This is a genomic window from Bacillus benzoevorans, from assembly GCF_014207535.1.
Lineage (GTDB): Bacteria > Bacillota > Bacilli > Bacillales > Cytobacillaceae > Bacillus_BD > Bacillus_BD benzoevorans.
On record NZ_JACHGK010000009.1, the window covers coordinates 130,056 to 154,698 of the forward strand.

A 24,643-nucleotide genomic window follows, 5' to 3' on the forward strand; every position below is an offset into this window, starting at 1 on the left:
AAGTTCATTATTTTGAGATAATATAATATAGTACCTTTATAACAGTGAATATAGTCACGCATATAGACTCTGTACGCTCATATTTTACGAGTAAATAAGAAAAAAACCATTTTAATAGTTATAAAATGGCTTTTTTTGAGGGGCAGTGGACCTGTCCCCTCTTCCCGTTCAGCCTGTTATCTGGCCTTATGCACTTTGAGCTGTTTTCCTTTTACGGTAGTGTGTTTCATCTCTTGAAGGACGATGGGACCTTTGCCGTTTAAGATTTCGACATAAGATGAGTTTTCCTGGATCGTGATGATGCCAATATCATCCGCTGTGACGCCGTCGATTTTCGCGATTGTGCCGACGAAATCGACAGCGCGGATCTTCTTTTTCTTGCCGCCGTTGAAGTAGAGCTTCATGATGTTTTCGTTTAATTTGGCACTCTTATCTTCTTTCAGCTCAGGCTGGGCGTTGATTTTTTCTTGGAAATCCGCCCTCCTCTTTTCAATCTCTTCTTTGGAAGGGGCTTTTTGTATTGGGATTTTATAGCCGATATATTGTTCAATGTCGGCAAAATATCTTTTCTCGGCAGGGGTCATGAACGTGACAGCGCGTCCGGTCCTGCCGGCACGACCGGTTCTGCCGATGCGGTGGACATAGCTTTCTTTTTCCATTGGTATATCGTATTGAATCACCAGAGAGACAGCCTCAATATCGATGCCTCTTGCTGCTACGTCGGTCGCGGCTAAATAGCGGAAGACGCCCCTTTTAAAATCATCCATGACATCAAAACGGTCCTCCTGGTACATGCCGCCGTGGATTTTGTCAACGGGGTAGCCGAGGCGGTCGAGGCTGTCCATCAAATCATCGACCCGTTCCTGGGTGCGGCAAAAGATGATGCAGCTGTCGGGATTCTCAACGATGGTGAGGTCTTTGAGCAGGTCGAATTTACCCTCCTCCTTGACTCCAATCATGCTGTGTTCAATTTTGTTGGCCGTAATTTGCTGTGCTTCCATCTCGATTTCAACAGGCTCTTTCATGTATTGCTCGGCGAGTTTTTTTACATCTTCGGGAAAGGTCGCGGAGAAGACAGCGGTCATTCGCTCTACCGGGAGGTTTCTGATTATGTCCTCGACCTGGTCGATGAACCCCATGTTAAACATTTCATCGGCTTCATCGATGATAAGGTATTTCAGCTTTTCGAGAGATAGAGTCCCTTTTTCAATATGATCGAGAACGCGGCCCGGTGTGCCGACGACAACATGGGTCTTTTGCTTTAATTCCAGTTTTTGTTTGTTGAATGGCTGCTTGCCATACACGCTTGCGGCTTTGATCCGTTTAAAGCGGCCGATATTGGTAAAGTCCTCTTTCACCTGTGCGGCCAGTTCGCGAGTTGGTGTCAGGACGAGGCATTGCGGTTTGTTCTCTTCCCACTCGATGAGTTCGCAGATCGGGATCGCATAGGCTGCGGTCTTCCCGCTCCCTGTCTGTGATTTGACGAGCAGATCTTGATTCTGTAAGGCTAAGGGGATAACCTCAGTCTGAACTTTGGTTGGGGTTTCGTATCCCAGACCTGTGAGTGCCTGAAGAATTTCTGCGCTTATGTGAAAATCGTGAAATGTTGCTTGTTCCATTTTGTAACCTCTTTTATTTAGTTTGAAGCGGGAAGTTGTGTATGTGTGTTACCCGAACTCCCGCTGATTTCTTCTTTGTCTGTTTGTACTATATCAAATGGTGCCAACATTCACCACTTTTCTGACGGCATGAACACAGAGCCCTAAATGGGAAATATTGGGGGAACGCAAGAACCATCCCCGCGTTTCTTTGTTAACCCTTAACAAAAATTAGTTGACAGGTCTTTATTTATAAAATAATCTTTATATTAAGGAAATTATTGAGAGGTGGAAAACTATGGCTGGAAAATTGAGGCCAATTGAGTTGACTTTGGCTAGTATGTTTGTCGTGTTGATGGCGATTGGGGCGAATATTACGACATTAATTCCGGGGCTTGTAGTTGGCGGTGTTCCCATTACGCTGCAGACATTTTTTGCGATTTTAGCAGGAATGGTGCTTGGGGGCCGTTTGGGGGCTTTGGCTATAACGGTGTATGCGTTTATGGGTCTTGTCGGAATTCCGGTTTTTGCTCAGTTTACCGGCGGTGTTGGGGCTCTTTTGAAACCAACTTTTGGATTCATTTTATCTTATATTCTAGTAGCCTATGTTGTGGGCAAAATGACAGCAAAGAGCAAGAAGGTTGGCATTTATGTTTTAGCGGCTCTGGTTGGAACCGTGATTAATTATTTCTTAGGGACGAACTGGATGTATTATGCTTACCGTTTTTGGGCGGATGCCCCTGAAGGGTTTACATATGGGATGGCATGGCTGTGGATGGTTGCTCCGCTGCCGAAGGATATTATTTTAGCCGTCGTGGCTGGATTCATGGCGTATCGCTTACGGACAACCGTTTTAACAAAAGGCCAGTTTAAACATTTACACTTAGATACGAAATAAGGAAAGGGGAGTATTTTTCAATGGGGAACTGGAAGGAACTAGCTTTAGAGGTGTTGGATGGGAAGGAATTATCTAATCAGGAGGCAGTGGAGATTTTAAACTCTCCGGATGAAGAATTGCTTGAGCTCTTACATGGCTCTTACATCATCCGCCATCATTATTTTGGCAATAAAGTGAAGTTAAATAAGATTATTAATGCGAAATCCGGAATGTGTCCGGAAAATTGCGGCTACTGTTCACAGTCAAGCATTTCTAATGCGCCGATTGAAAAATACCGCATGGTCGACAAAGACTCGATCGTTGCCGGTGCGAAGCAGGCTTATGACAGTAAGGTTGGTACATACTGTATCGTTGCCAGCGGACGCGGTCCGAGCGATAAGGAAATTGATACGGTGATTGAGGCCGTTAAAGAGATTAAACAAGATTATCCTTTAACCCTTTGCGCCTGTCTTGGAATTTTGAAACCGGAGCAGGCTGCCCGCTTGAAGGAAGCTGGCGTTGACCGTTATAACCACAATATTAACACATCAGCAAACCATTATGAACAAATCACGACGTCCCATACGTATGCAGACCGTGTGAATACAGTGATGACGGCGAAAGAGGCCGGCATTTCTCCATGTTCCGGCGTGATTATCGGAATGCGCGAAACAGAGAAGGATATTGTCGATATGGCCTTCAGTTTGAAAGCATTGGATGCTGACTCGATTCCGGTTAATTTCTTGAATGCGATTGACGGAACTCCATTGGAAAAAACAGCGGAATTGGAACCGCGTTATTGCTTAAAGGTGCTGGCACTGATGCGCTACGTGAATCCGACGAAGGAAATCCGCATCTCCGGCGGACGCGAAGTGAATCTGCGCAGCCTGCAGCCGTTAGGGCTTTATCCGGCGAACTCCCTCTTCCTTGGCGATTACTTAACAACCGAAGGACAGGACAGTTCAGCTGACCATCAAATGCTGAAGGACCTTGGATTTGAGATTGATATTAAATTGCCTGAGGCAAGTCTATAAGGCAGTACAGGCACGGGATGCATCCCGTGCTTTTTGTATTTTGCTCCATTGGTAAGATGATACCGGCGGGTTGTTATCGGAAATTATTGAAAGGCCGATATCTGAGTGAAAGTGACCGATATTGGTCTCGAACTGACCGATAAATTGAAAGTGGCCGATATCCGCCTCAAACTGGCCGATATAATTGGAAAAGTGGCCGATATCTACCCCAAACTGGCCGATATAATTAGAAAAGTGGCCGATATCGCATTAATATGGGCACTTTTAAGGTGGAGAAACTGCCAAAGTAATAGCTAACTAGGAAAAAGCTGCCGGTCTACAGTAGATTGGCAGCTTTTTTAGTTTCATTAGATCAGGAATATCGCCAGGATCGTAGTAGCAGCGAGACCGATGAGAACGGGAATAAGATTGCGGCGTGCGAGTTCGAATGGGTCGACGTTACAGATGGCGGCAGCCGGGATGAGTGCCCATGGGACAAGGGTTCCTCCTCCTACCCAAATCGCAGTAATCTGCCCCAATGCCGTCAGTGTGGCGGCGCCGGAGCCAATGGCTGTGGCAAATAAATGGGCGATCGAACCGGCAAGCGAAATCCCAGAAAATCCGGAGCCGTCCAGGCCGGTGATCGCACCGACAGCCGTTAAGGTGACGGCGGCAATTTCCTTGCTCAGCGGCACGGCTGAAGCGAGGGCAACGCCGAGGTCATTGACAATGCCGTTTGATGCTTTTGGCAGGAAGTCGCCGACAATCGTATGAAAACCGGCATCACCGAGGTAGAAGAACGCGGCGATGGGAATGACGGGACCGAACACTTTGAAGCCGAACTGAAAACCTTCTATTAAATAGCTTGTTGTTTGCTCGAGGGCTTTATTTTTATGACTAAAAAGGGTAATAAGCAAAAGGATGAAGATCGAGGTTCCCCCAACCAACGCCGTCGCACTGCCCCCAGTCAATTTAAGGTGAACCATCGCTGCTACATCGAGGGCAAACAAAACAGGAACGAGAATGGCAAAAAGCCGCTTTTGCCCCACTGTGAGCAGTTTCAATGGCACCGTTTCTTCCTGGTGCTCAGGCGTTTTCTGGGCCGTATCTAATTTCAAGCGTCCCGACTTCATGTCTTTTTTTATCAAAATAAAAGCACTGATGGTCGTGACGACGCCCATGACAATGACGAGCGGGATGCTGGCGCCGATGACGTCCTGCACGGGAAGTCCGGCGGCATCTGCAGTCAGCTTGGGTGCGGCCTGGATGATGAAGTCACCGGATAAAGCAATGCCGTGACCAAACAGATTCATCGCCATGGCAACGGCAAGAGCCGGTAACCCAACGCGAATTGCGACCGGCAGAAGGACAGCACCGATTAGCGCAACCGCGGGCGATGGCCAAAAGAAAAAGGACATCAGCATCATGACAATCCCGATAATCCAGTAAGCTAATGCGGGTGTACGGATGAAGCGTGCCACCGGTGAAATCATGACATCATTGATGCCGGTCGATGTGAGGGTTTTGCTCATGGCAACAATGATGGAAATGACGAGAATCGTGGGCAGCAGTTCCGTGATGGCGTAGACAAAGCCGTTGAAAATGCTGATGATTGAATCGGTTAAGGAGCCTGTTGCGGTCATAGCAATGGCAAAAATGCCAACTATACAAATCAGAGTCGTGTCTCTCTTGAAGACCATGAATCCGATGATCAGAATAATAAACAGTACATATATGAGATGAAGAGCCGTCAGCTCAATGCCCATAGCTTTTCCTCCTCTGTTAATGGGGTATTGCCTATCATTAACAGAATATGTGGAGGCGGGAAAATGGTGTGAGAGGCTGGACCGTTGTGCTTTGGATTTTTTTAATAGCTGCGAAGACACAAAAGTTATCCTTCCCTTTTATCAAATGATCGTCATTTTATTCATTACTTTTTTACTAGTTTGTCGAGAAAAAAGATTTAAAACTATTTACACTATGATTACAGTAGTTTAATATATATTAGGTAAAATATTCTATGTTATCCAAATTTTATCACGAAGGAAGGGACTTTTATGGGAGTACGTTTTATCAAAATTGCAGGGGTTTACTTTTTAATCGCTGTATTACTAGGTATTTTGATGGGAATTATTCATAATTTTTCTTTAACCCCTATTCATGTACATTTAAATCTATTAGGCTGGGTCTCAATGGCTATCTTCGGCATTATCTATGTTCTTTTTCCAAAAGCCGCGGCCACAAAATTAGCCAAAACCCACTTCTGGCTCCATAATATCGGTCTACCTGTTTTTCAGGGTTCGTTATTTATCCAGCTGGTAACGCAAAATAATGCCTTAATCCCTGTTACAATCATCGGCTCACTTCTTGTAGCCGTTGGCGTGATTCTTTATGTGATCAATCTAATCACACAAATTAAAGTCGACCATGTCATTGGTTCCAATAAGGACTTTTCCGCCTAATGGGACTTACCCCCTTCCATATTGGATGGGGGTTTTTACATTCGATAGAATTTGCGGCGTTACAGGGACGTTTTTGAGGATAAAGCCTTTTGTTTCCTGGAGCCCGTCTTTGTTGAGATCGGATGTGAAGACTAGTTTAATCGGTTCTCCTTTATTAACATAGTAGAATAAGCTGCCTTCTATTCTTTTTCCGGCGTCCAGACTCGTTTGCTCAATCACTTCAACGATATGAGTGGGCAGGGCTCTTCTGGCTTCCGTATTTCCCTGCAGCAGTTCAAAATCATTGCTGCCAAAATGGATCATTTCTTTTCTATTATTTTTGATCGAAACATCTATTTTTAAGACAAGCTGCCCGACATATTTATCCATTTCAGATGGAAGCATATATTCCACATTTTTCAGCCTAATTTCAACATCTCTTAATGCGGCCTTCTCTTCTTTTTGATTCTTATTTACGGATGTGGAGGAAGAACAAGCTGCGGTCAGCAAAACGGAAACCAAAAGTAAAATGGCTAAAGTAACCCTTTTCAATAAATATCACCCGCTTCCATTCAATCTGTAAAAAATTATCCAACAAACATAATAATAAAAATAAATCCCCCTATTTAGAAGGGAAAAAAATCCTATTTATTCCCGGTCTAACGCGATCCGGGACACTTTATTGTCGACAAAATTCGGGGTAACCGCAGCTGTTTGTCGAATTTTTTCGAACCTTCCGCTTTCTCTTATACCCAATATGGTACATAATTATTTTTAATGAAGGATTGTTTTTCTACTAAAATGAAAAAGGTGATTTTGAATTTGACACATTTCCGGTCGTCCACTAAGACGTCCAGAATTTTTTATTTTGGTGAAACTTTCTTTAACTATTTCCGTATTAGTTAATTGATAATGGGTATTAATACGTTTATTTTTTCGTCATATTTATGAGATGATTTGAATCATGGTGACAAAGACTAAGGGAGAGATGTTGATGTTTAAGAAGTTTTTAGCACGGTTTGGCAAAGGGGCTGCAGCTGTTGATTTACGCTTTGCGAATCGTCCGTATTTAGCGGGTGATTTGCTTGAAGGAGAGGTTCACATACTGGGCGGTGAAGTAGAACAAAAGGTAAATTCGCTTGCTGTCCGTTTGATGCTGAGCATTAGAGCAAAACAAGGGTCTGCTGTGCGTGATGTAGAAACGATTCCATTAAGCGGCGCTTTTGTGATCATGCCAAAAGAACAAAAGGTTATTCCGTTTACATATCAAATTCCATCTAATCTGCCGGTTTCAAGAGGCGCAATTTCTTATTACTTTGATACCCAGCTGGATATTGACGGCGGTGTAGACCGTACCGATATTGACTATTTCACGCTTGATGTACCAAACGAAGTACAAATGATTTTTAATGCTTTAGGGAACTTAGGCTTCAGAGAAAAGCATACCTCCGGGAAAGTGGACCAATACGGCCAGGAATTTTCCTTCTTTCCAACACAGCTTTTTGCAGGGCAAGTGAATGAAGTAGAATTACGCTTAGCGCATGAAGGGTCCGGGGTCCGTGTTTGGATGGAGGTCGACTGCAGGAATGGTTTACATGAAATTGAAGCAAAACGAGAATTCTTTATTGAACAATCATTATTAGACAGCGAATCTCAAGTTACGGAGCTGCTTAAGGAGTCTATTGCCGAAGCGGTTAATCATCCCCATGCCTATGCGCACCCCTTATCCTTCACTTCCTACCGTCCTCATCACAGCCATGGGCATCATGGCAGCGGCATTGGCGGGATGGTCGGCGGGATGGCAATGGGAATTCTTGGCGGCGTGCTGATTGGCGAGCTGATGGATGATTTAATTGGGGATGAATTGCTCGAAGGGGCTGCAGAAGATTTGGGATTGGATGCAGCGGAACAAGGCGAAGATGATGGCTTTGATTTAGGCGATTTCTTTGGCGGTGATGATGAGTTTTAACAAAGGGCGATACATATTAGGCCTAATATGTATCGCCCTTTGGTTCTTGATCCAGAATTGCGCCCTTTTGTTTGATTTCAATTGTTCGCAAATGTTCTGCCCCCTTCATTATTGAGCATCTAATGCAACCCAATCTTATTTATTCAAACTCCTTAAAACTAATTTCGTTCAGAGAATTATTTATAGATATAATTTTTTTGCAATTCTTTGCTAGATTAGCATATATACTGTAGTCAAAGTCTTTCCTTCCAATCTCTTTACCGCTAGTTAAGTTAATCTCAATAATATGATTTTGATACTCATTATCTTTTATATTATTATAAGGGTTATAAGTAGAAGCCTTGCTGTACCCTCTAAAGAACACACTTGATTCAGTAGCAGTTAACATTTTTACAAACTTAAAGACTCTTCCATATCCAACATTTATATAAGGCAGAGATTTTCCTGATACGACACTGCCATCTAATAAGTTATAAGTAATCAAATCGGAATAATACTCACCATGATACCAAGCAAGCCCAAGATTTGATTCAGGAATAAAACAGAAGGACTTACAAAATTGATCATTTAAGGATCTAATCGGTATCCCTTCCTCATAAGACCAATCTATAATATCATTTAATACCTTATTTTCTTTTTTCTCTTGTTTTTTAACAATATCATTTTCTTTAGTTAATTCCCCTGTCCTGCCTATTTTCGTGTTATATAAAAATATTTCCGATTCTGATTTTTCAAATCCTCGATCATAGCCTTTATACCCACATAAAATCGCTATAGTTTTCCCATCTAATGAATAGATTAAATCTATTATATTTATGTTCCGAATGTTATTATTTGATTCTACGTTTACTTCAGACAACCTTGTTATATGTACAAGGGTCATTTCTTCTTTCTGTTGGAATGGATCCATTAGTGCAACAAACATCGCGTTTATTACCATTATTAAATGGCCATTGTCCATTACACGAAACATAGTGGTGTCTTCATAAGGTCCACTTAATTTCTCCATTACTTTTTTGTTTACACTACAGTCAAATACAATTAAATGCTTATCTACAATACAAGCTATATATCTCCCGTTGGGTGAAACCGATAAGTTATAATTTTCAATATTTCGATCAACATTAATAAAACGATGATAGATTCTTTTCCCGGTTGAAAGGTGGAATACATCTAAGACAACTTTTCTTGCAATGGAATTTCCATGCCTTTCCTTTGATAAAACCGCAATAATATCTCCATCAAAAGACATATCTTCCTTATAAAAGACCATACCATCTGGAATTTTGTCTTTTACATAATTAAATTTGTCGTTTATTAATGCAATCATTAGACATACTCCTTTATTTTTCTACATATAATCAATGCTCCCCTATTTGCCAGTACGTTATTTTCTTAGTTTATATTCAATAAGAATGCACGTTCCTTTTTGAGAAGTATAAATTTGTGCTCCATCAGAGAAAGAGGATATCATTTTAAATCCCTGTCCTAATGAACGCTTACTGGAATAACCAGAGACAAGGATCGTTTTTGGAATTTCGTGAAGCGGGATACCAGATCCTTTATCTGAAATCAAAAATTGCAACCTATCATTTATCCGATATACAGATAAATTCCCACCCGTTGCATGCTTCAGAGTATTCGTCGCGGCTTCTGTCACCGCCAGCTGTACCCTCATGGATTCTATTTCAGTTGGGTTTTGTGCCAATATCTCTTTAATTAAATCCCGACTTTTAGGAACATCTGCATTTTTATTAATATCAATATCACTTATTATTTCACCCAATTGATTGACTAAATTAGATTTAATTGAATGCAGTTTGATTTTGCCATTCGATAATGTTTGGATTATCCCGATATAGGACTCTAAAATGCTTTGTTCCAGTTTTTTCCTGTAATCAAGATAAGGAGCAATGTCATGAGCAAATATAGATACTTCTCCATTTTGAAGCGGTTCAACATAAAGGTCCAGGCTGACATTATTGTCCATGAACGTTTCATGTACTAGTTCCTGTCGTTCTATAGCCGCATTCGACAACGATTGGAGAAATTCATCAGGAAGTTCAACCTTCGTCGATACGACTTCTCCATACTTCATTTGAATGAAGAACGAATCTCCCAGATTGGAATACGGGTTATTAAATGAGGATTGGCTCTCAGTCATTTGATTTTCTTGTGGCAATTCCTCAGGATATAGTAAAGATTGAATATCTTCAATCATCATTTCAATATGTTGGAGGTTAACTTTTGCTACTAATTTTGGATCCAACAAGGTTCCTGATCTCTCTTTAACTATTTTTAAAATCGTTTCAGGGTCTTTCTGCCGGGAAATAATATGATCTAATTCATTAGCTAAGGCTATAATACGAGATTCTAATGGTATTTCCTCTTCTTTTAGGCCTTTTGGAAATCCCTTTCCATCCCATCGCTCATGATGATAAAGAATCCAATCAGAAAAAGTCTCCTTCGGAAACATCACTTTTACAAATTCAACTGCTTTTTCAGGATGGCTTTTATATTCCCGTTCCTCAGACAGTGTTAAATTCCCTCTTTTTCGAAAAATATAAGATGGAATTAAAGCCTTTCCGATATCATGAATGACAGCAGCCTGGACCAAATCATTGCGTTTTTTCTTTGGATAGCCTATATCCTCAAGAATGGTATCACAGATGATTCCGACCCGATTTCCATGTCCAGCAAGATTTGGTGCGATACGTCCTTCAAGAACTTGGATAAAGGCACTTGATGTTGATTTACGAAGGGAAAGCTGCTTTGTAAATTCAAAAGAAAAATAAATGAGAATTAATAAGAAAAATAATGTATAAATCATAGAAACAATTAAGTCTAAATCAGTTTTAATGATGATCAATCGGCTAATAACAATGGTACTGATGAAAGCTGTTATCACCACTTCAACTAATTTTGGCTTAATATTCGTAAACATTTTTTTATTAAAAACAGTAGCCCCGAGTCCTTCCAGGATCACAAAATTAACTACTTCAAAAACAAGAGCAGCTAGTGTAACCCCCAAAAACACATTCAACTCATTTGAAAATTTCCATACTATAAGCGCAGCAAATACCGATAACACATACATTCCAATCGTTACAAAAAGACGTATCGGAGGAATTTTACCCCTTCTTAAACTTTTCACATAATATGCTAATGTAGCACAATAGATCGCTAAGACAGCATAAGGAAAACCACTATGTATGAGTAAAAACAAGAACCCAATGCTTCCGGCGGCATATTGATCGCCACTGGGCAGCCTTATGGGGATAATTTCCAAAACAATAACAATCACGATCATAACGATAAAAATAGTAATGTCGGAAAGATCAATGGCAATACAAGAGTAAAAAAAGGCCAAACAGGCTATGATGACTAAACTAATCGTATACCAATTAATAAATTTCATTTAACTTTCACCTTCAATTCCCATTTTGAGGAATTGTTCATAATCAGCAGAATAATCCCGATTCCCACCAATAAATCACCGGGGCTTAATACATATCTGATAACTGGTATCCAGTCTCCCAAAATCCAATATGGTGAAGATGAATCCATTAACTGATGCCGAGAATCTGTATCAAATGAATCTACCTCTTGCCCCGTTTGGAGAAGGGCACTTTCAGAGACAGGCATTAAACCACCATGGAGAAGGAGGGCTGCAAAATTTAACAATGCACCGGCCAAAATCCATTTCACTCCTGCGATATGTCTGTTCTTCCAAAGTCCAATCGTAATTCCGACAAATGTCAAAATAAGAATCAGTTCAAATTTTTCCTTCGATTGAATGGTCGCAAATGCAAGAGCGATTTGCACCCCAAAGCTAATCAAAATAACGAGTGGCCATTGAAATTCTATATTTTTGATGAAAGTGAGGGGATTTTTTTTTTGAATGAGTGTAAGAATGAGGGCAATTAGCAGGCTATATTTCATTTCAATCACCTCCTTTAAAAATTAATCTAGAAGAAAGAAGACTCAGATGATCCTTTGGATCTACTAAGCCTTCTAAAATTTCATTACCACCAAGGTCTGCCAATGATTGGTCCGAAGGTTGCAGCAACAACAGCGCAGATTGTTAAGATTCTTTTTACACGAGTGCTCATAATTTTCACCTCCTTTAAATTAATAAAAATAATTATTTAAATAAGTGTAATTACTTATTTAACTCACTACGCCGGGGTTAACGGAATATAGGACTATTTACCTATTTTCCATACAAAAAAATCCGCCCTCAAAAAGGCGGATTAAATATGTATTCCGTCTTTTTCGGTAACCCGGCTGCCTTAGCAAAAATGCCTTAGACCCGTGGCTTTGCGTCCCTACCTTTAAATAGGTTTGCCTTTATCGATAAGATAAATTTTATTATAGTAACTTGATATTTTAATTATACTACAATAGGTAAAATGATTCAATACTTTTTACCTATTATTTTTACAGGTCATTCGGGGTGACTTCTCCGAGCTATACAAACACCTTTTCTCCAAGTATTTCTGGAAGCTGCAATAACTCGAAAACCTCCATGACTTCTTCCCTTACATTAGAAATCGTTAATTCCTGTTCCTTTTCATTTAATAATTTCACTAAATTAATAAGAAGACCCATACCAGAAGAATCCACAAAAGGAACCTCTGTAAAGATCAGATTAATGGTTTTATAGCTGCCTGTTGCAGGAATTAACTCCTCTTCTATCACTTCCGTACTATCAATATCCAAGTCTCCGATTAGATTAATATCTAGGTGTTCCTTGTTTGAATTCAATATAAATTTAACCATATCTTTGCCCCCTGCATTTACTCAAACACCATTCTATCATTTGCATTCAGACGAGCCACTATATTCCTTCTTGTTTCTTTAAACGTATATTTGATATTCCCTATTTTAATCGTTGTTCCTTCCATCACCTTTTTAATCCGAATGGTTTGATCACTTGGTACCGCTATAATGGTTAATGTACCGCTTTCAGCACCCGATTCATTTATATCAACCCCTAATCTTCCGTAAACCTCTCCACCACGCAAAACTCCGCTAATCTTTAACAATCCGCCGGCATGTATCTTTGAATTAATGCATCCCTTTCCTATTACCAAGACATTTCCGCTGCAATATAATTTACTATTCAATACACTTGGAATCGTAATAAAAGAGTCCGGTTCAACAGGTGTAACACTAAAATCAACTAACTCCTTCATTTGTTGAGAAATATGCGAAATCCCATCAATGGAAGCCACTTCATTCGTTAAAGATAAAAAAACTTGGGATAACGATACTCCAATCACTTTCCAATTATCATCATCTAAAAACTTTTCTCCCCTATTTACGACTTCTACATATTTTTTTACTAAAGGCGGGAAATTTATAAATTTCTTTTCTAATAAAATACGAATGAGCGGCTGTAATCCACCTCTAGAAAAATCATTCGTTTTAAAGGCTTGTGAATTTGTCAGCTGCTTAATAACAGCAATCATTTTTTCAACATTTTGATGAATGTTCCCCAAAAGATGACCTAGTTCTGTTATAAGCATGTTATTTTTACCAACTGATATTTCCGAACCAATAATATTCCCGTAAGAAATAACCCCGCCCGAAAAAGAAGTCAAAAATGCATTAGTTACTGTTTTTTTAATAATTATGTTCCCTTCTGCCTCAACAATCATATTTTTTTCAACCTCACCCATTACCTCAACATCCCCTGAAAAGTGGATATTTCCAGATGCTAAATTGACATTGTCTTTACATGTTAACTTTGGAATCACTTTAACTTGGACAAGCCGCCCCCTTTTTTCAATAAGTGGACGTCCAAAATCTTTTGCGATAATTTTATGATCAATTAAAGTTGTTCCTTTCCCAGCTCGAAGGGTAACAGGAAATACCGGTTTTGCAGGGAGAATCTCGTTACATACGGTACATCCCGGTTGACCAGGTATAGGTGGATGTAAAATCCCAATTACCATCCCTCTTTCTACATTCGGTATCGTTCTGTATTCACGAAAGTCTATACTCCCATCTTCCTTTTCCTTTGGACCTTCCTGCATTTCACTTTCAACCTTTAGTTCAACCCATCCATCTTTACCCTTTGTCGGTATCATTCCTGCAGCAATTTCAAAAGTACCAGGTTCCGAAGTTTCTAATGCTTTTAAAATTTCCGAACGGTTCAAACCATATTTGATTTCAAGTGCCGTAAGCTTTTGTAATACTTTATAATAATTAAGAGTATTAACAATCTCTTTTTTCTCTATAGCCTTTAGTTCAAGATGATGTACAGCATCCATGTCAGGTATAGAACGAACTATTTTATAACCTGGTTCTATAGATAAATGAACTTTGAGTTTATGTTTATCTATAGAGACCCTCCATTTTGTCTCTTTTACCTCATTTTCGATTTCCATTTCATATGTATTTTGTTCGGAAATAATCGTAGTTTTTTCCTTTACGAGAACATTATTTTTATATAGTTTAATATTGGGGTGAATGGTTACGGTTGGATAGCGTTCCAGCGAGGTTCGGCAGTAAAGTTTTCCATTGCTTATCCACACTTTACCTTCAAGCTCATCATTGTCAATCCTTTCCATCTGTTCATTGATTAGATTTATGGAATTTACCGTATCCGGATCCTCTTCCTTCCCTTCAGAAAGCACATCCATTTCAACGATGAAATTATTAATAACTTTATCCAATGGAGAGGAAACACTCGGCTTGGTTATTTTTACAATGGCCATTTTTGAACCAATACCTAAAAATCCCTTTGTTTCATGCTGCATTACTTCAACATTAACCATTTCCTTTGAAGCATTTAGTATTTCCAGTCCTGCATGAATGGCCTCATCAATATTTTTTCCTTTTGAAATGATGCTCTTCACTGTGCAAACCTCCTAACTTAGTACGGGAGAGTTCAGGCTTGAAATATCAGCCTTCTGTTTACTTATCTTTAGGAGGACCATAGTAATATCATCTTTTTGGGGTACCCCCTCCGTAAACAAATTGATTGAAGCCAAAACACTTTTCTCAATTTCCCCTACTTCTAAATCCTTATTTTCCAGCAAAGTTTGTATTAACCGTTCTAATTTAAATTGCTCTTTTTCTTGATTTTGGGCCTCGATGATTCCATCAGTATAAAAAAAGATCATATCCTTTTCTTCCAGACGGACAGCCCCCTCTCTGTATACTTGATTAGGAAGACCTCCTACCATAATCCCTTTTACCTTTGGAAGTTCTTCAACTAAAGTACTTTTTCCCTTTATAAATAAAGGAATGTTATGACCTGCATTGGCATATGTTAAAATACTTGTTTTTGGATCCCAATCGGCACAAAAAAGAGTAACAAATGACTTTAAAGTCCTCAAATCTTCATAAATGGCCTGGTTAATGGCTGTTAAAGTTTCTCCTGGACTACGAGTACTCTCTGCTGCACTCCGAAAAGCTCCTCTTGTCAAAATCATAAGCATGGCAGCTGGGATTCCTTTCCCCATAACATCTCCAATGACAATTCTGATCTTTCCATCTACCAGTGGATAAAAATCATAATAATCTCCGCCAATTAACCTTGCCGGAACGGTTGCACCTAATACCTCTCCTCCTTCAAATTTAGGAATTTTACCATTTAGTAATTTACATTGAATATTTCTTGCTAAATTAATTTCTCGCTGCAGCGTTTTATCTAGTATCTTTTCATTATCAGAGTTATCAAAATGAAAAGCCATATTGTCATAAAACATCACATGGCCTCCTTTTGGATTGAATCTAAAATTTGATATAGGCCAACTGTCTCAAATAACTGGTCAGTTAATTCATCTATTCCCTGAAGTTGAAAAGAGAAGTTTTTTTCTGCCGATAAGTAAATGGCATTTATAATGGAACCTATTCCCGTGGAGTCAATAAACGATAGTTCGCTAAAATCAAAAATTAGCTGCGTAATATTTTCAAGCTCTTCAAGATACTTATCTACTATATTAGAAGTTGAGATATCTAATATTCCTTTAATTTTAAATAGTACCGCGGTTCCTTCTACTTCCTTCGAAATTAGTAAATCCATAAAAATTCACACCTTCTTATAATTTATAACTCCAATATGTTTTCGCTATTTTTAATCAAATCTCTTGTATATGCCTAGGACCTGCATGAAAAGGAAAAATTTTTATAAAAGAATCAGTTTCACTAGAAAGGGACAGATACTCTATTGCATAATCAATTTTTGATCTATATACCTCTACTGCTTCTCCGGTTTGCATTTGGTTATTTATGCAGGTATAAAAAAAAGCCACACCAAATAGGGTGTGGACAATTCAAAGGCTGAAAAATACATGTTTTGACCTTCATAGTACCCGATCCTTTTGGCGGCCCGACTATCATAGTACTTCAACCTTAGACTCGCGGCTTTGCGTCCTCACCTTTCAGTAAGTTTGCCTTTATCAATCTATTACTTTTATACTATATCTGAAGTCCTTATTTTTCAATATATTTTTGATAAAGCTAATAATATTCTTTAATAACAACTCTTGGGAAGTTTCGCATTATTCGTGTTCTAAAGAGTCATTCTGTTTTCTGGTATACTTTGCTTTTAATTTTTCATATTCCTTTTCTGAGCAATAGACCAGGTGGTTTGGTTTGACTTCACGCAGCTCTAGCTTTTCATGCTCAGCGTAATGACGCACAGCAGGATCAAAGACAATTCGTTTACGCATTCTCTCTGTTTCGGGATCAGGCAATGGAACAGCCGATAATAATGACTGTGTGTATGGATGCATTGGATTTGCATAAAGATCTTCTGCAGCGGCAAGCTCTACCAGCTTACCGAAATACATAACGCCAATCCGGTCACTAATATATTTAATCATCGATAGATCATGGGCTATAAAAAGAAACGTCAATCCTCTTTCACGCTGGAGTTTTTTCAGCAGGTTCACAACTTGTGCCTGGATGGAAACATCAAGAGCAGATATGGGTTCATCTGCGATAATAAAATCAGGTTTTACTGCAAGGGCACGAGCAATCCCGATCCGCTGCCTTTGACCGCCTGAAAATTCATGCGGATAACGGTTTGCATACTCCTTATTTAATCCAACTGTTTCAAGCAGTTCACATACCTGTTCCATCCGTTCCTGTTTGCTTCCCGCTAAACCGTGGATATCGATGCCCTCAGCTATACTATCTGCTATCGTCATACGAGGATTTAAAGAAGCATATGGATCCTGGAAAATCATTTGCATTTTGCGATTAAACTTCTTTAAATCTGCCTTTGTTTTTTTGCCATGAACATCTTCCCCATTAAACAGCACCTGTCCGTCAGTGGCTTTGTACAGGCGGATAAGGGTACGGGCAATCGTAGATTTTCCACAGCCAGATTCACCTACAAGTCCCAAGGTTTCGCCTCTATAAATATCAAATGAAACGCCGTCGACAGCTTTCACCATGTTTGATCTGCCTGCATTAAAATATTGCTTTAAATTCTTTATTTCAAGTAATTTCTCAGCCATTTTCCCTTCATCTTTCTACTAAGACAGGTTCTTCAAATGTAGAGGATAATGAACGCATTCTTTTTTTAACAGACTCAGGCGGGTCTACCTTGGGTGCATTCGGATGGAGAAGCCATGTTCTGACAAAATGGGTTTCAGATAGCTGATAGATCGGCGGCTCTTCTTCAAAATCGATTGCTAATGCATATTCATTTCTCGCTGCAAATACATCCCCTTTTGGCGGATTGATTAAATCCGGGGGAGCACCTGGAATAGCTGCTAAATCTGCCTTTTCATCAATATCTAAGCGAGGTGTTGATGCAAGCAGTCCCCATGTATATGGGTGGCGTGGGTCATAGAAAATTTCATCCACGGTTCCAGTTTCGATGATTTGTCCTGCATACATAACCGCTACACGATCAGCTATTTTAGCAACCACCCCAAAATCATGGGTAATAAAAATGATCGAGGTATTCATTTTAGCCTGCAGTACCTTCAAAAGCTCTAAAATCTGTGCCTGAATCGTCACATCTAATGCTGTGGTCGGTTCATCAGCAATCAATAATTTTGGATTTGCTGCTAATGCTATCGCAATCATCACCCTCTGTCTCATCCCCCCGGAAAACTCATGAGGATATTGATTGATCCTTTTTTCCGGCATAGAAATCCCTACCTGCATCAATAGTTCAACTGCCCGTTCCTTTGCGGCTGTTTTAGAGAAATTTTGATGCTTGATTAATACTTCTGTTATTTGTTTACCAACCTTCATGGTGGGATTCAATGAAGTCATCGGGTCTTGGAATATCATACTGATCTCTTTGCCGCGAATGCTTTCCATTTGTTTCTCTGTTTTCGCCACAATATCATTTCCACCAAACAGGATTTGCCCCTTTGTAATTCTTCCGGGAGGTATTGAAATTAATTTTAATAATGATTGGGCTGTAACACTTTTGCCTGATCCTGATTCACCGACAATTGCCAATGTTTCCCCCGTATACAGGTCAAAGGAAACACCACGCACAGCTTGCACATCTCCCCCATATGTTTGGAATGAGACATGTAAATCTTTGACTTCTAGTAATTTTTTCATTTTTTGCTCCTATTTACGCAGCTTAGGATCCAGTGCATCCCTTAATCCATCACCAATAACGTTAAACGAAAAAATGGTTAGACAAATGAATGCAGCTGGGAAAAATAAGCGCCAGGGATAATATTTTAATGCAGGCAGTCCTTCTGATGCCATAGTACCCCAGCTTGCTAAAGGAGGGGTTAAACCAAGCCCAAGAAAGCTTAAGAATGCTTCAGTAAAAATCGCTGATGGTATTGTCAAGGTCATGGTAACCAATATAGGGTCCATTGCATTAGGTATTACATGCCTGCTCATAATCCTGGCAGTGGAAGCACCTAATGTCCGGGCAGCAAGCACGTATTCCTGATTCTTTAATAACAGAGTCTGTCCACGAACAATCCGTGCCATATTAACCCATCCTGTTAACGTCATGGCCAAAATCATAGCCCCAACACTTTGACCAAGAACAACCATCAAGAGGATCACCAGCAATAGATACGGGATTCCATACAAAATATCGGCTGTACGCATTAAAAGTTCATCAACACGACCCCCTTTGTAACCAGCAAGACCGCCCCATAAAACCCCGATTGTTAAATCAATCACTGCAGCTGCCACACCGATAAAGATGGAGATCCGTGCACCTTCCCATGTACGGGTAAACACATCACGTCCGAGGTCATCCGTTCCAAACCAGTGTTCAGCAGATGGCTCTTGATTTTTATTCGCCAGGTCATTTGTTCTATAATCATATCCAGTCATACATGACCCAAAAATCGCCATGAAAATTAATAATACAAGGATCCCGACACCGGCCATTGCCAGCTTATTCTTTCGAAATTGGTGCAAAACATTCTTCCGAAAAGAAAGACTTGGATTTGCAATTTTTTCAACTTCGGGACTTTTCGTTCCGACAACTTTAAACAAATCCTTTGTTTCCATGATCTACTCTCCTTTCTTACCGCCAGACATTTTAATGCGGGGATCTATCAGTCCATACGCAATATCGACAAGGAGAATACATAATAACAGGATCATACTGTAAAACGCGGTAATCCCCATAATTACGGTATAATCGCGGTTTTGAATACTTGTAACGAAATGTGAGCCTAAACCAGGAATGCCAAAAATCTGTTCAATGACAAAGCTTCCGGTTATGATTCCTGCTGACAGCGGTCCCAAAAAGGAAATGACAGGAAGCATTGCATTGCGAATAGCGTGTTTTATGATAATAAACCCTCTGCTTAGCCCCTTTGACTTTGCTGTCTTAATATAATCATTTGACATTACCTCCAGCATGGAAGAGCGGGTAAGACGGGCAATGTTGGCCATTGGAAAAGCTGCAAGTGCCAGTGCCGGTAATACGGTATGCATAGGGGATTCCCACAAAGCGACAGGAAATATCCCCATTTTTATTGCAAAGAAATATTGCAATAACGCAGCTAAAATAAATGACGGCATCGAAATTCCAAATACTGCGGCAATCATAGCACTGAAATCCGGCCACTTATGATGATTTAAAGCTGCAATAACGCCCAATAACACCCCGACAGCCAATGCAATTAGAATGGCTTCAACTCCTAACACGAATGAAACAGGGAATCCAGTATTGATTAAATCGTTAACGGTTTGGCTTTTATATTTAAAAGACGGGCCGAAATCCCAAGTTGCCATTCTCACTATAAAATCCCAATATTGAACATACCAAGGCTGATCCAATCCATAAAAAGCATTCAGATTGGCTTCAATTTCTGGAGGCAGTTTTTTCTCCGATGTGAAAGGGTTGCCCGGAGCCAAACGCATTAGGAAAAAAGTAGCTGTCATAATTAGCCATAAGGAAAGAAGCATATACAGCAGCCGCTTTCCAATATATCTAATCACCCAATAACACCCCCAATTATGATCCTTTCAGAAAAAAGGTATACGGGACAAACCCCATATACCTTTCATTTAAAAATTTATTAGCTTTTTCGAGGTAGAAAAAATCACTCAAAATATGCCCATTTAAATTGGACATCACCAAGGCCTGATACAGCAACATTCCGCAGGTTTTCATCCTGTACCCAATTATTTGTATAGAAATAAAGTGGAATAAACGGCATTTCGTTCACAATCACTGCTTCAGCCTGCATTAAGATTTGCTGACGTTTTTTAGAATCCTGTTCTTTTTCCGATTGATCGAGAAGATCCTGGAATTCTTTGCTTTCCCAACCGGAAGCGTTGTTGCCTGCATTTGCTGAATAATATACTTCAAGAAAGTTGATCGCATCATTAAAATCGCCCTGCCAGCCCGTACGAGCTATATTGAAATTTCTTTGCTGGACATTATCTAAGAAAACCTGCCATTCCTGATTATCCAGTGTTACATCAACACCCAGGTTTTTCTTCCACATATCCTGCAAGGCCTGTGCAATTTTTTGATGACCTTCATGTGTATTGAATGATAAATTGATAGCAGGGAGCTCTGAAACATCTTTATATCCCAGTTCCTCTAAACCTTTTTGTAAATATTCTTTCGCTTTTTTCACATCATTATCTTTGAAATGACCTTTTTCATTTTCAGGGAACATCGTTGGAGGTACAAGTGCCATCGCTGGTACTTCCCCGCCTTGTGTAATATTATCAATGATTTCCTGACGGTTAATGGCTAAAGCAAAAGCTTTCCGTATATTCGCATTATTGAATGGCTCTGCCGTAGTATTAAAATCGTAATGATAAATTGCTGCAATCGCTTTGGTATTCAGAGTACCTGCATCCTTAAGAGCTGGAATAGCATCAAGCGGCAGACTGCCAGTTGGCATTCCTGCCCAGTCTAATTCACCATTTTCAAACATTGAAAGTTCAGTGTTTGCATCATTTACCATGATCATCGTTATTTTTTCTAATTTGACTTCTTCCGCATCCCAATAATCCGCATTCTTTTCCAAGACGATTTTATCGCTGTGAGACCATTCTGTCATTTTGAAAGGACCATTCGTTGTATAATGGCCACCTGCTTCATTAGCCCAATCTGGATTTGCCTTAGCAATTTTGCTATTAACTGGCAGGTAGGTATAGAAAGCCGTTAACTCTAGGAAAAATGGGGTTGGCTTCGCAAGCTTCACTTCTAATGTTTTATCATCAATGGCTTTAACTCCTACTGCATCAGCAGTGCCGGTACCTTCGTTAAACGCTTGTCCACCTTCTAAATAATAAAGCTGGTAGGCATAGGCAGAATGATTCGCAGGATCTAATGCCCATTTCCAGGCATATTCAAAATCCATTGCCGTTACAGGATCACCATTTGTCCATTTCGCATCACGAAGTGTAAATGTATAGGTTTTTTGATCTTCGGAAATTATGACATTTTCTGCTGCAGCCAGTTCTGGTTTACCCTTTAAGTTAATCCTTGATAAGCCTTCAAAAACCTGGCGAAGCACTGTTCCAGAAGTAGAATCCTCCGCCAGCCCTGGATGTAAGCTAGGCGGTTCAGTGTTAATGTTAATATTAAGCTCTTGCTTTGGCTCAGAATTTTTACTATCAGCATCTTTGCCAACTTCACCTCTACTTCCGCTGCATGCCATTAAAACCATACTTAAAACTAGAAGCATACTTAGCAACAATAATAATTTTTTTCTCACTTAAAAGCCCCCTATTACATTCTTTCTTATAACCGTTCCCTTTCTTTTACTTTTGAAAAATAAATATATGTATGCAAGTGATACTTAATTAATCGTCAATTCCCATAAAAAATTAAGTGTTTTTTATCATTTCCCGACAGAAGACTTCATCCTCAATCAACGAGCAGGGGATAGTCTAGTTAGTAGGTTGGAGATGAATGTCGGTTAACTTTAGCCGAAAGACAGGTCTCTTTTTCTATAGATCATCAACAAATTTAAAAAGCTGCAGTCGAAATCATAAGAAAGCTCCTCTACAGCGTTGTCCATTCACATAATTGCGCAGTTTCATGATAAAATATATACCATAATCATTATGTAGAGGAGGTCGACAGGATGGGATTATTTGATGGTTTGATGGGAAATGTTTCGGAAGTGGAAATCAGTTCTGTTGAAAAGGATTTAGAGAAGATTATTACCGAAAATGAAAAAGTGGAAAAGGCCTATAAGTTAATTAGGGATTTAATGGTATTTACCAATACCAGATTAATTTTAATAGACAAACAAGGGGTTTCTGGTAAAAAGATGGAATATCATTCCATTCCGTACAAGAGTATCACCCATTTTAGTGTGGAAACTGCCGGTACATTTGATCTGGATGCCGAGTTGAATATTTGGATTTCCGGTGCGCCTGACCCATTCGTCAAGCAATTTAAAAAGGATAATAGTATTTTCGACGTGCAAAAAGCTTTAGCCTCTTATGTGGCAAAATAAGGCGGGTGGCATCTGTGTCATCCAGGCTTTCCTTTATAAAGCTGACCTTTGTGGCAGGGCTCTTCCCCATCCCTGGCGTTAGAACTACGGTAAGGATGGGATAGTCCTAACGCCTCTCATTCGCCATTTTAAGGTACATACATTTTGTTTTTTTAGACTTCTACAGCTTTGCTCTTTCTTTTGCTTTCACTTCTTTTCCCGGAGATTTTTATAAATTTTCAACAGTATGCGGTTTATGGCCGTATCCCTTTCAGCATGGAATTCCCAGCAGCTATAGTCCTCGCAAAAACCTCTGACAATATAACCGTTGAATCCACGCCTGACAAACATACATATTTTGGGGTACCCCTTTTTTCCTCGTGTTTCCGGAAAAATCACAATATGAAAATGATTATTCATCTAACTACCACCTACATTCAAATAGGTCTCTTGTTGCTTTCCCGTACAGATATTTAGACAGCGCTTTCATTCCACTCCTCTCATCTGACTAATCAGTTACCCCTATTCTCATGAAAATGCTCCCGGTCCTCATTCCGTATAATTCTTTTTACCTATAACACAAGCAAACTATAGGTATTTTATCATACAATTCTACTATAATAAATGCATTTTTAAGACAATTCTATTTTTATTATGGTGTTGAATCATAGAATTATTTACTGCCAAACGAATCCGGCATGACAACCGCAATGACTTCTCCGCTTGCAACCTGTGTGTCACCCGCGTACACGGCCGTTTCCACTCTGAATCGTTTTGGGTGGATTTCATGCACGGTTCCTATGGCCCTTAACTCGGCTCCCTGTGGGGTTGGTTTGAGAAAATCAACCTTTAAAGTAGCCGTGACGAAGCGCTGCGGCTCGGATCCATCTCCGATTTCGTGTCCGTTCTTCTTGTGCAGATACAACGATGCAGATCCCGTTCCATGACAGTCGACTAACGATGCGATTAATCCTCCGTATACAAATCCGGGTACAGCGGTATGCTCCGGTTTTGGGTTAAATAGGGTGACTGTGCGCTCACCGTCCCAGCTTGTGCGAAAATGGTGGCCGCTGTCATTTAAACGGCCGCAGCCATAACACCAGGCGACATCCTCCGGATATACATCTTGAATTGCCTTTAATTCCTTTACCATTGTCAATCTCCTTCCTCTCAATATTTTAGACGATCCTATTTTAGAAAGGCACTGTTAGAGAACGTATGCGATCGATTTACGTTCTGGAAAGGAAGTCAATCAGCTTTTGTAAGCCCCTTCATTCCTTTTTTTGCGCTCTTTGGTCATCAGTATCGCTTAATTTTATTATATCATGTATAATTATCAAAATCTTTTGATTTTTTTAAAAATATATCTTCCTCCGTATTTCTATCCTCCGAATACTATTCAGTGCTGCAGCACCCCTTTTTCAACAGAAGTAGGACTATTATCACGCTTCCGCACAACTAATTTCCTGCTAATTTTTCCATAATTATTCATTCCTTATGACCATGTTTCATAGGCAATAGTTTATTACTATTAAATTGGTATTTCTGTAAAGTTATTACTATATTGGGGAAATATGTAGAACAACAGTGGAACCGTCTGTCAAAAAGAGAGGGTCAGGATCCGATCTTTTGCAGGCCTAGTCTTCATGCCGCACTTATTTCGTCCTCGATCGTATAAGGTGAAACTTCCATCAGTGTGGGTTTCACTGATGGTTAGTTGCGGCCCGCAGGATGCGGGTCACACAGACGTTGCCACAGGATGTGGCGCTCTTAGTCTGTGATTCCTTATTTCGGACCTTTACGGGCAGTTGATCCCCTACCTAACTTTCCTTTTTTTCAGAATATTTAGATACGGGACTTACTGCCCGT

22 protein-coding genes and 2 riboswitches are annotated in these 24,643 nt (G+C 39.9%); of the genes, 6 read left to right on the forward strand and 16 right to left on the reverse strand.

Translation table 11 applies throughout. The annotated features are described in order from the left end of the window. Window positions 1–176 precede the first annotated feature (176 nt). Window positions 177–1,619: a DEAD/DEAH box helicase gene (locus tag HNR53_RS13490; protein WP_184526846.1), complete on the reverse strand. Its 1,443-nt coding sequence runs from the start codon at window positions 1,617–1,619 to the stop codon at window positions 177–179. Window positions 1,620–1,896: 277 nt separating this feature from the next. Here HNR53_RS13490 and HNR53_RS13495 point away from each other — a divergent pair, with 277 nt between their 5' ends. From HNR53_RS13495 to HNR53_RS13505, 3 genes are all read left to right on the forward strand, one after another. Then, window positions 1,897–2,496 (forward strand): biotin transporter BioY, encoded by a 600-nt coding sequence (locus HNR53_RS13495; RefSeq protein ID WP_184526848.1) that lies wholly within the window; start codon window positions 1,897–1,899, stop codon window positions 2,494–2,496. 20 nt (window positions 2,497–2,516) lie between these two features. Next, window positions 2,517–3,509 carry a biotin synthase BioB gene (gene bioB, locus HNR53_RS13500; protein WP_184526850.1) on the forward strand — a complete coding sequence of 331 codons (993 nt, stop codon included), beginning with the start codon at window positions 2,517–2,519 and terminating at the stop codon, window positions 3,507–3,509. Between the two features lie 105 nt (window positions 3,510–3,614). Beyond that, the gene (locus HNR53_RS13505; protein WP_184526852.1) at window positions 3,615–3,806 is read left to right on the forward strand and encodes a hypothetical protein; all 192 of its coding nucleotides are present in this window, start codon (window positions 3,615–3,617) and stop codon (window positions 3,804–3,806) included. A 50-nt stretch (window positions 3,807–3,856) separates the two neighbouring features. Here the strand turns inward: HNR53_RS13505 and HNR53_RS13510 are convergent, their stop codons facing one another. After that, a complete protein-coding gene (locus tag HNR53_RS13510; RefSeq protein ID WP_184526854.1) occupies window positions 3,857–5,254 on the reverse strand; it encodes a hypothetical protein in 1,398 nt (465 codons plus the stop codon). Window positions 5,255–5,545: 291 nt separating this feature from the next. Here HNR53_RS13510 and HNR53_RS13515 point away from each other — a divergent pair, with 291 nt between their 5' ends. Beyond that, window positions 5,546–5,950: a heme-copper oxidase family protein gene (locus tag HNR53_RS13515; RefSeq protein ID WP_184526856.1), complete on the forward strand. Its 405-nt coding sequence runs from the start codon at window positions 5,546–5,548 to the stop codon at window positions 5,948–5,950. Window positions 5,951–5,956: 6 nt separating this feature from the next. Here the strand turns inward: HNR53_RS13515 and HNR53_RS13520 are convergent, their stop codons facing one another. Beyond that, a complete protein-coding gene (locus HNR53_RS13520; protein WP_184526858.1) occupies window positions 5,957–6,481 on the reverse strand; it encodes a DUF4352 domain-containing protein in 525 nt (174 codons plus the stop codon). 442 nt (window positions 6,482–6,923) lie between these two features. Between HNR53_RS13520 and HNR53_RS13525 the strand changes: the two genes are divergently transcribed. Further along, window positions 6,924–7,898, forward strand: coding sequence for a sporulation protein (locus HNR53_RS13525; RefSeq protein ID WP_184526861.1), 975 nt, complete (start codon window positions 6,924–6,926; stop codon window positions 7,896–7,898). 139 nt (window positions 7,899–8,037) lie between these two features. On the opposite strand, the gene HNR53_RS13530 is transcribed toward HNR53_RS13525, so the two are convergent. The 12 genes from HNR53_RS13530 to HNR53_RS13585 form a co-directional block, all read right to left on the reverse strand. Then, on the reverse strand, window positions 8,038–9,228 hold the full coding sequence (locus HNR53_RS13530) for a hypothetical protein (RefSeq protein WP_184526863.1): 1,191 nt from the start codon (window positions 9,226–9,228) through the stop codon (window positions 8,038–8,040). Window positions 9,229–9,285: 57 nt separating this feature from the next. After that, window positions 9,286–11,316 carry an HD domain-containing phosphohydrolase gene (locus HNR53_RS13535; protein WP_184526865.1) on the reverse strand — a complete coding sequence of 677 codons (2,031 nt, stop codon included), beginning with the start codon at window positions 11,314–11,316 and terminating at the stop codon, window positions 9,286–9,288. Further along, entirely contained in the window at window positions 11,313–11,840 is a 528-nt protein-coding gene (locus tag HNR53_RS13540; RefSeq protein ID WP_184526867.1) for a DUF5317 family protein, read from the reverse strand. Before HNR53_RS13540 ends, HNR53_RS13535 begins: the two co-directional genes overlap by 4 nt. A gap of 332 nt (window positions 11,841–12,172) precedes the next feature. Beyond that, window positions 12,173–12,257, reverse strand: a riboswitch (cyclic di-GMP riboswitch). Window positions 12,258–12,368: 111 nt separating this feature from the next. Continuing rightward, complete coding sequence (locus HNR53_RS13545) at window positions 12,369–12,680, reverse strand: STAS domain-containing protein (RefSeq protein ID WP_184526869.1); 312 nt, start codon at window positions 12,678–12,680, stop codon at window positions 12,369–12,371. Between the two features lie 17 nt (window positions 12,681–12,697). Next, a complete protein-coding gene (locus HNR53_RS13550; protein ID WP_184526871.1) occupies window positions 12,698–14,764 on the reverse strand; it encodes a flagellar assembly protein A in 2,067 nt (688 codons plus the stop codon). A 12-nt stretch (window positions 14,765–14,776) separates the two neighbouring features. Beyond that, window positions 14,777–15,619 (reverse strand): PP2C family protein-serine/threonine phosphatase, encoded by an 843-nt coding sequence (locus tag HNR53_RS13555; RefSeq protein ID WP_184526873.1) that lies wholly within the window; start codon window positions 15,617–15,619, stop codon window positions 14,777–14,779. Next, the gene (locus HNR53_RS13560; RefSeq protein WP_184526876.1) at window positions 15,619–15,936 is read right to left on the reverse strand and encodes an STAS domain-containing protein; all 318 of its coding nucleotides are present in this window, start codon (window positions 15,934–15,936) and stop codon (window positions 15,619–15,621) included. Before HNR53_RS13560 ends, HNR53_RS13555 begins: the two co-directional genes overlap by 1 nt. Before the next feature lie 297 nt (window positions 15,937–16,233). Then, window positions 16,234–16,318, reverse strand: a riboswitch (cyclic di-GMP riboswitch). A 96-nt stretch (window positions 16,319–16,414) separates the two neighbouring features. Next, complete coding sequence (locus tag HNR53_RS13565) at window positions 16,415–17,377, reverse strand: ABC transporter ATP-binding protein (protein ID WP_184526878.1); 963 nt, start codon at window positions 17,375–17,377, stop codon at window positions 16,415–16,417. A 7-nt stretch (window positions 17,378–17,384) separates the two neighbouring features. Further along, window positions 17,385–18,446, reverse strand: coding sequence for an ABC transporter ATP-binding protein (locus tag HNR53_RS13570; protein WP_184526880.1), 1,062 nt, complete (start codon window positions 18,444–18,446; stop codon window positions 17,385–17,387). Between the two features lie 9 nt (window positions 18,447–18,455). Continuing rightward, complete coding sequence (locus tag HNR53_RS13575; protein WP_184526882.1) at window positions 18,456–19,367, reverse strand: ABC transporter permease; 912 nt, start codon at window positions 19,365–19,367, stop codon at window positions 18,456–18,458. Between the two features lie 3 nt (window positions 19,368–19,370). Then, window positions 19,371–20,306, reverse strand: coding sequence for an ABC transporter permease subunit (locus HNR53_RS13580; RefSeq protein WP_184526884.1), 936 nt, complete (start codon window positions 20,304–20,306; stop codon window positions 19,371–19,373). A 104-nt stretch (window positions 20,307–20,410) separates the two neighbouring features. Next, window positions 20,411–22,045, reverse strand: a complete 1,635-nt coding sequence (locus HNR53_RS13585) for a peptide ABC transporter substrate-binding protein (protein WP_343065331.1) — start codon at window positions 22,043–22,045, stop codon at window positions 20,411–20,413. A 372-nt stretch (window positions 22,046–22,417) separates the two neighbouring features. Between HNR53_RS13585 and HNR53_RS13590 the strand changes: the two genes are divergently transcribed. Then, entirely contained in the window at window positions 22,418–22,795 is a 378-nt protein-coding gene (locus tag HNR53_RS13590; RefSeq protein WP_184526886.1) for a PH domain-containing protein, read from the forward strand. Window positions 22,796–23,447: 652 nt separating this feature from the next. Here HNR53_RS13590 and HNR53_RS13595 read toward each other — a convergent pair. Further along, window positions 23,448–23,927, reverse strand: coding sequence for a PaaI family thioesterase (locus HNR53_RS13595; RefSeq protein ID WP_184526888.1), 480 nt, complete (start codon window positions 23,925–23,927; stop codon window positions 23,448–23,450). Window positions 23,928–24,643: the final 716 nt, after the last annotated feature.

Coding starts and splice junctions, on each gene's coding strand:
- HNR53_RS13490 (WP_184526846.1), bottom strand. CDS start 1,619: ATGGAACAAGCAACATTTCACGATTTTCACATAAGCGCAGAAATTCTT.
- HNR53_RS13495 (WP_184526848.1), top strand. CDS start 1,897: ATGGCTGGAAAATTGAGGCCAATTGAGTTGACTTTGGCTAGTATGTTT.
- bioB (WP_184526850.1), top strand. CDS start 2,517: ATGGGGAACTGGAAGGAACTAGCTTTAGAGGTGTTGGATGGGAAGGAA.
- HNR53_RS13510 (WP_184526854.1), bottom strand. CDS start 5,254: ATGGGCATTGAGCTGACGGCTCTTCATCTCATATATGTACTGTTTATT.
- HNR53_RS13515 (WP_184526856.1), top strand. CDS start 5,546: ATGGGAGTACGTTTTATCAAAATTGCAGGGGTTTACTTTTTAATCGCT.
- HNR53_RS13525 (WP_184526861.1), top strand. CDS start 6,924: ATGTTTAAGAAGTTTTTAGCACGGTTTGGCAAAGGGGCTGCAGCTGTT.
- HNR53_RS13530 (WP_184526863.1), bottom strand. CDS start 9,228: ATGATTGCATTAATAAACGACAAATTTAATTATGTAAAAGACAAAATT.
- HNR53_RS13535 (WP_184526865.1), bottom strand. CDS start 11,316: ATGAAATTTATTAATTGGTATACGATTAGTTTAGTCATCATAGCCTGT.
- HNR53_RS13540 (WP_184526867.1), bottom strand. CDS start 11,840: ATGAAATATAGCCTGCTAATTGCCCTCATTCTTACACTCATTCAAAAA.
- HNR53_RS13545 (WP_184526869.1), bottom strand. CDS start 12,680: ATGGTTAAATTTATATTGAATTCAAACAAGGAACACCTAGATATTAAT.
- HNR53_RS13555 (WP_184526873.1), bottom strand. CDS start 15,619: ATGTTTTATGACAATATGGCTTTTCATTTTGATAACTCTGATAATGAA.
- HNR53_RS13560 (WP_184526876.1), bottom strand. CDS start 15,936: ATGGATTTACTAATTTCGAAGGAAGTAGAAGGAACCGCGGTACTATTT.
- HNR53_RS13565 (WP_184526878.1), bottom strand. CDS start 17,377: ATGGCTGAGAAATTACTTGAAATAAAGAATTTAAAGCAATATTTTAAT.
- HNR53_RS13570 (WP_184526880.1), bottom strand. CDS start 18,446: ATGAAAAAATTACTAGAAGTCAAAGATTTACATGTCTCATTCCAAACA.
- HNR53_RS13575 (WP_184526882.1), bottom strand. CDS start 19,367: ATGGAAACAAAGGATTTGTTTAAAGTTGTCGGAACGAAAAGTCCCGAA.
- HNR53_RS13590 (WP_184526886.1), top strand. CDS start 22,418: ATGGGATTATTTGATGGTTTGATGGGAAATGTTTCGGAAGTGGAAATC.
- HNR53_RS13595 (WP_184526888.1), bottom strand. CDS start 23,927: ATGGTAAAGGAATTAAAGGCAATTCAAGATGTATATCCGGAGGATGTC.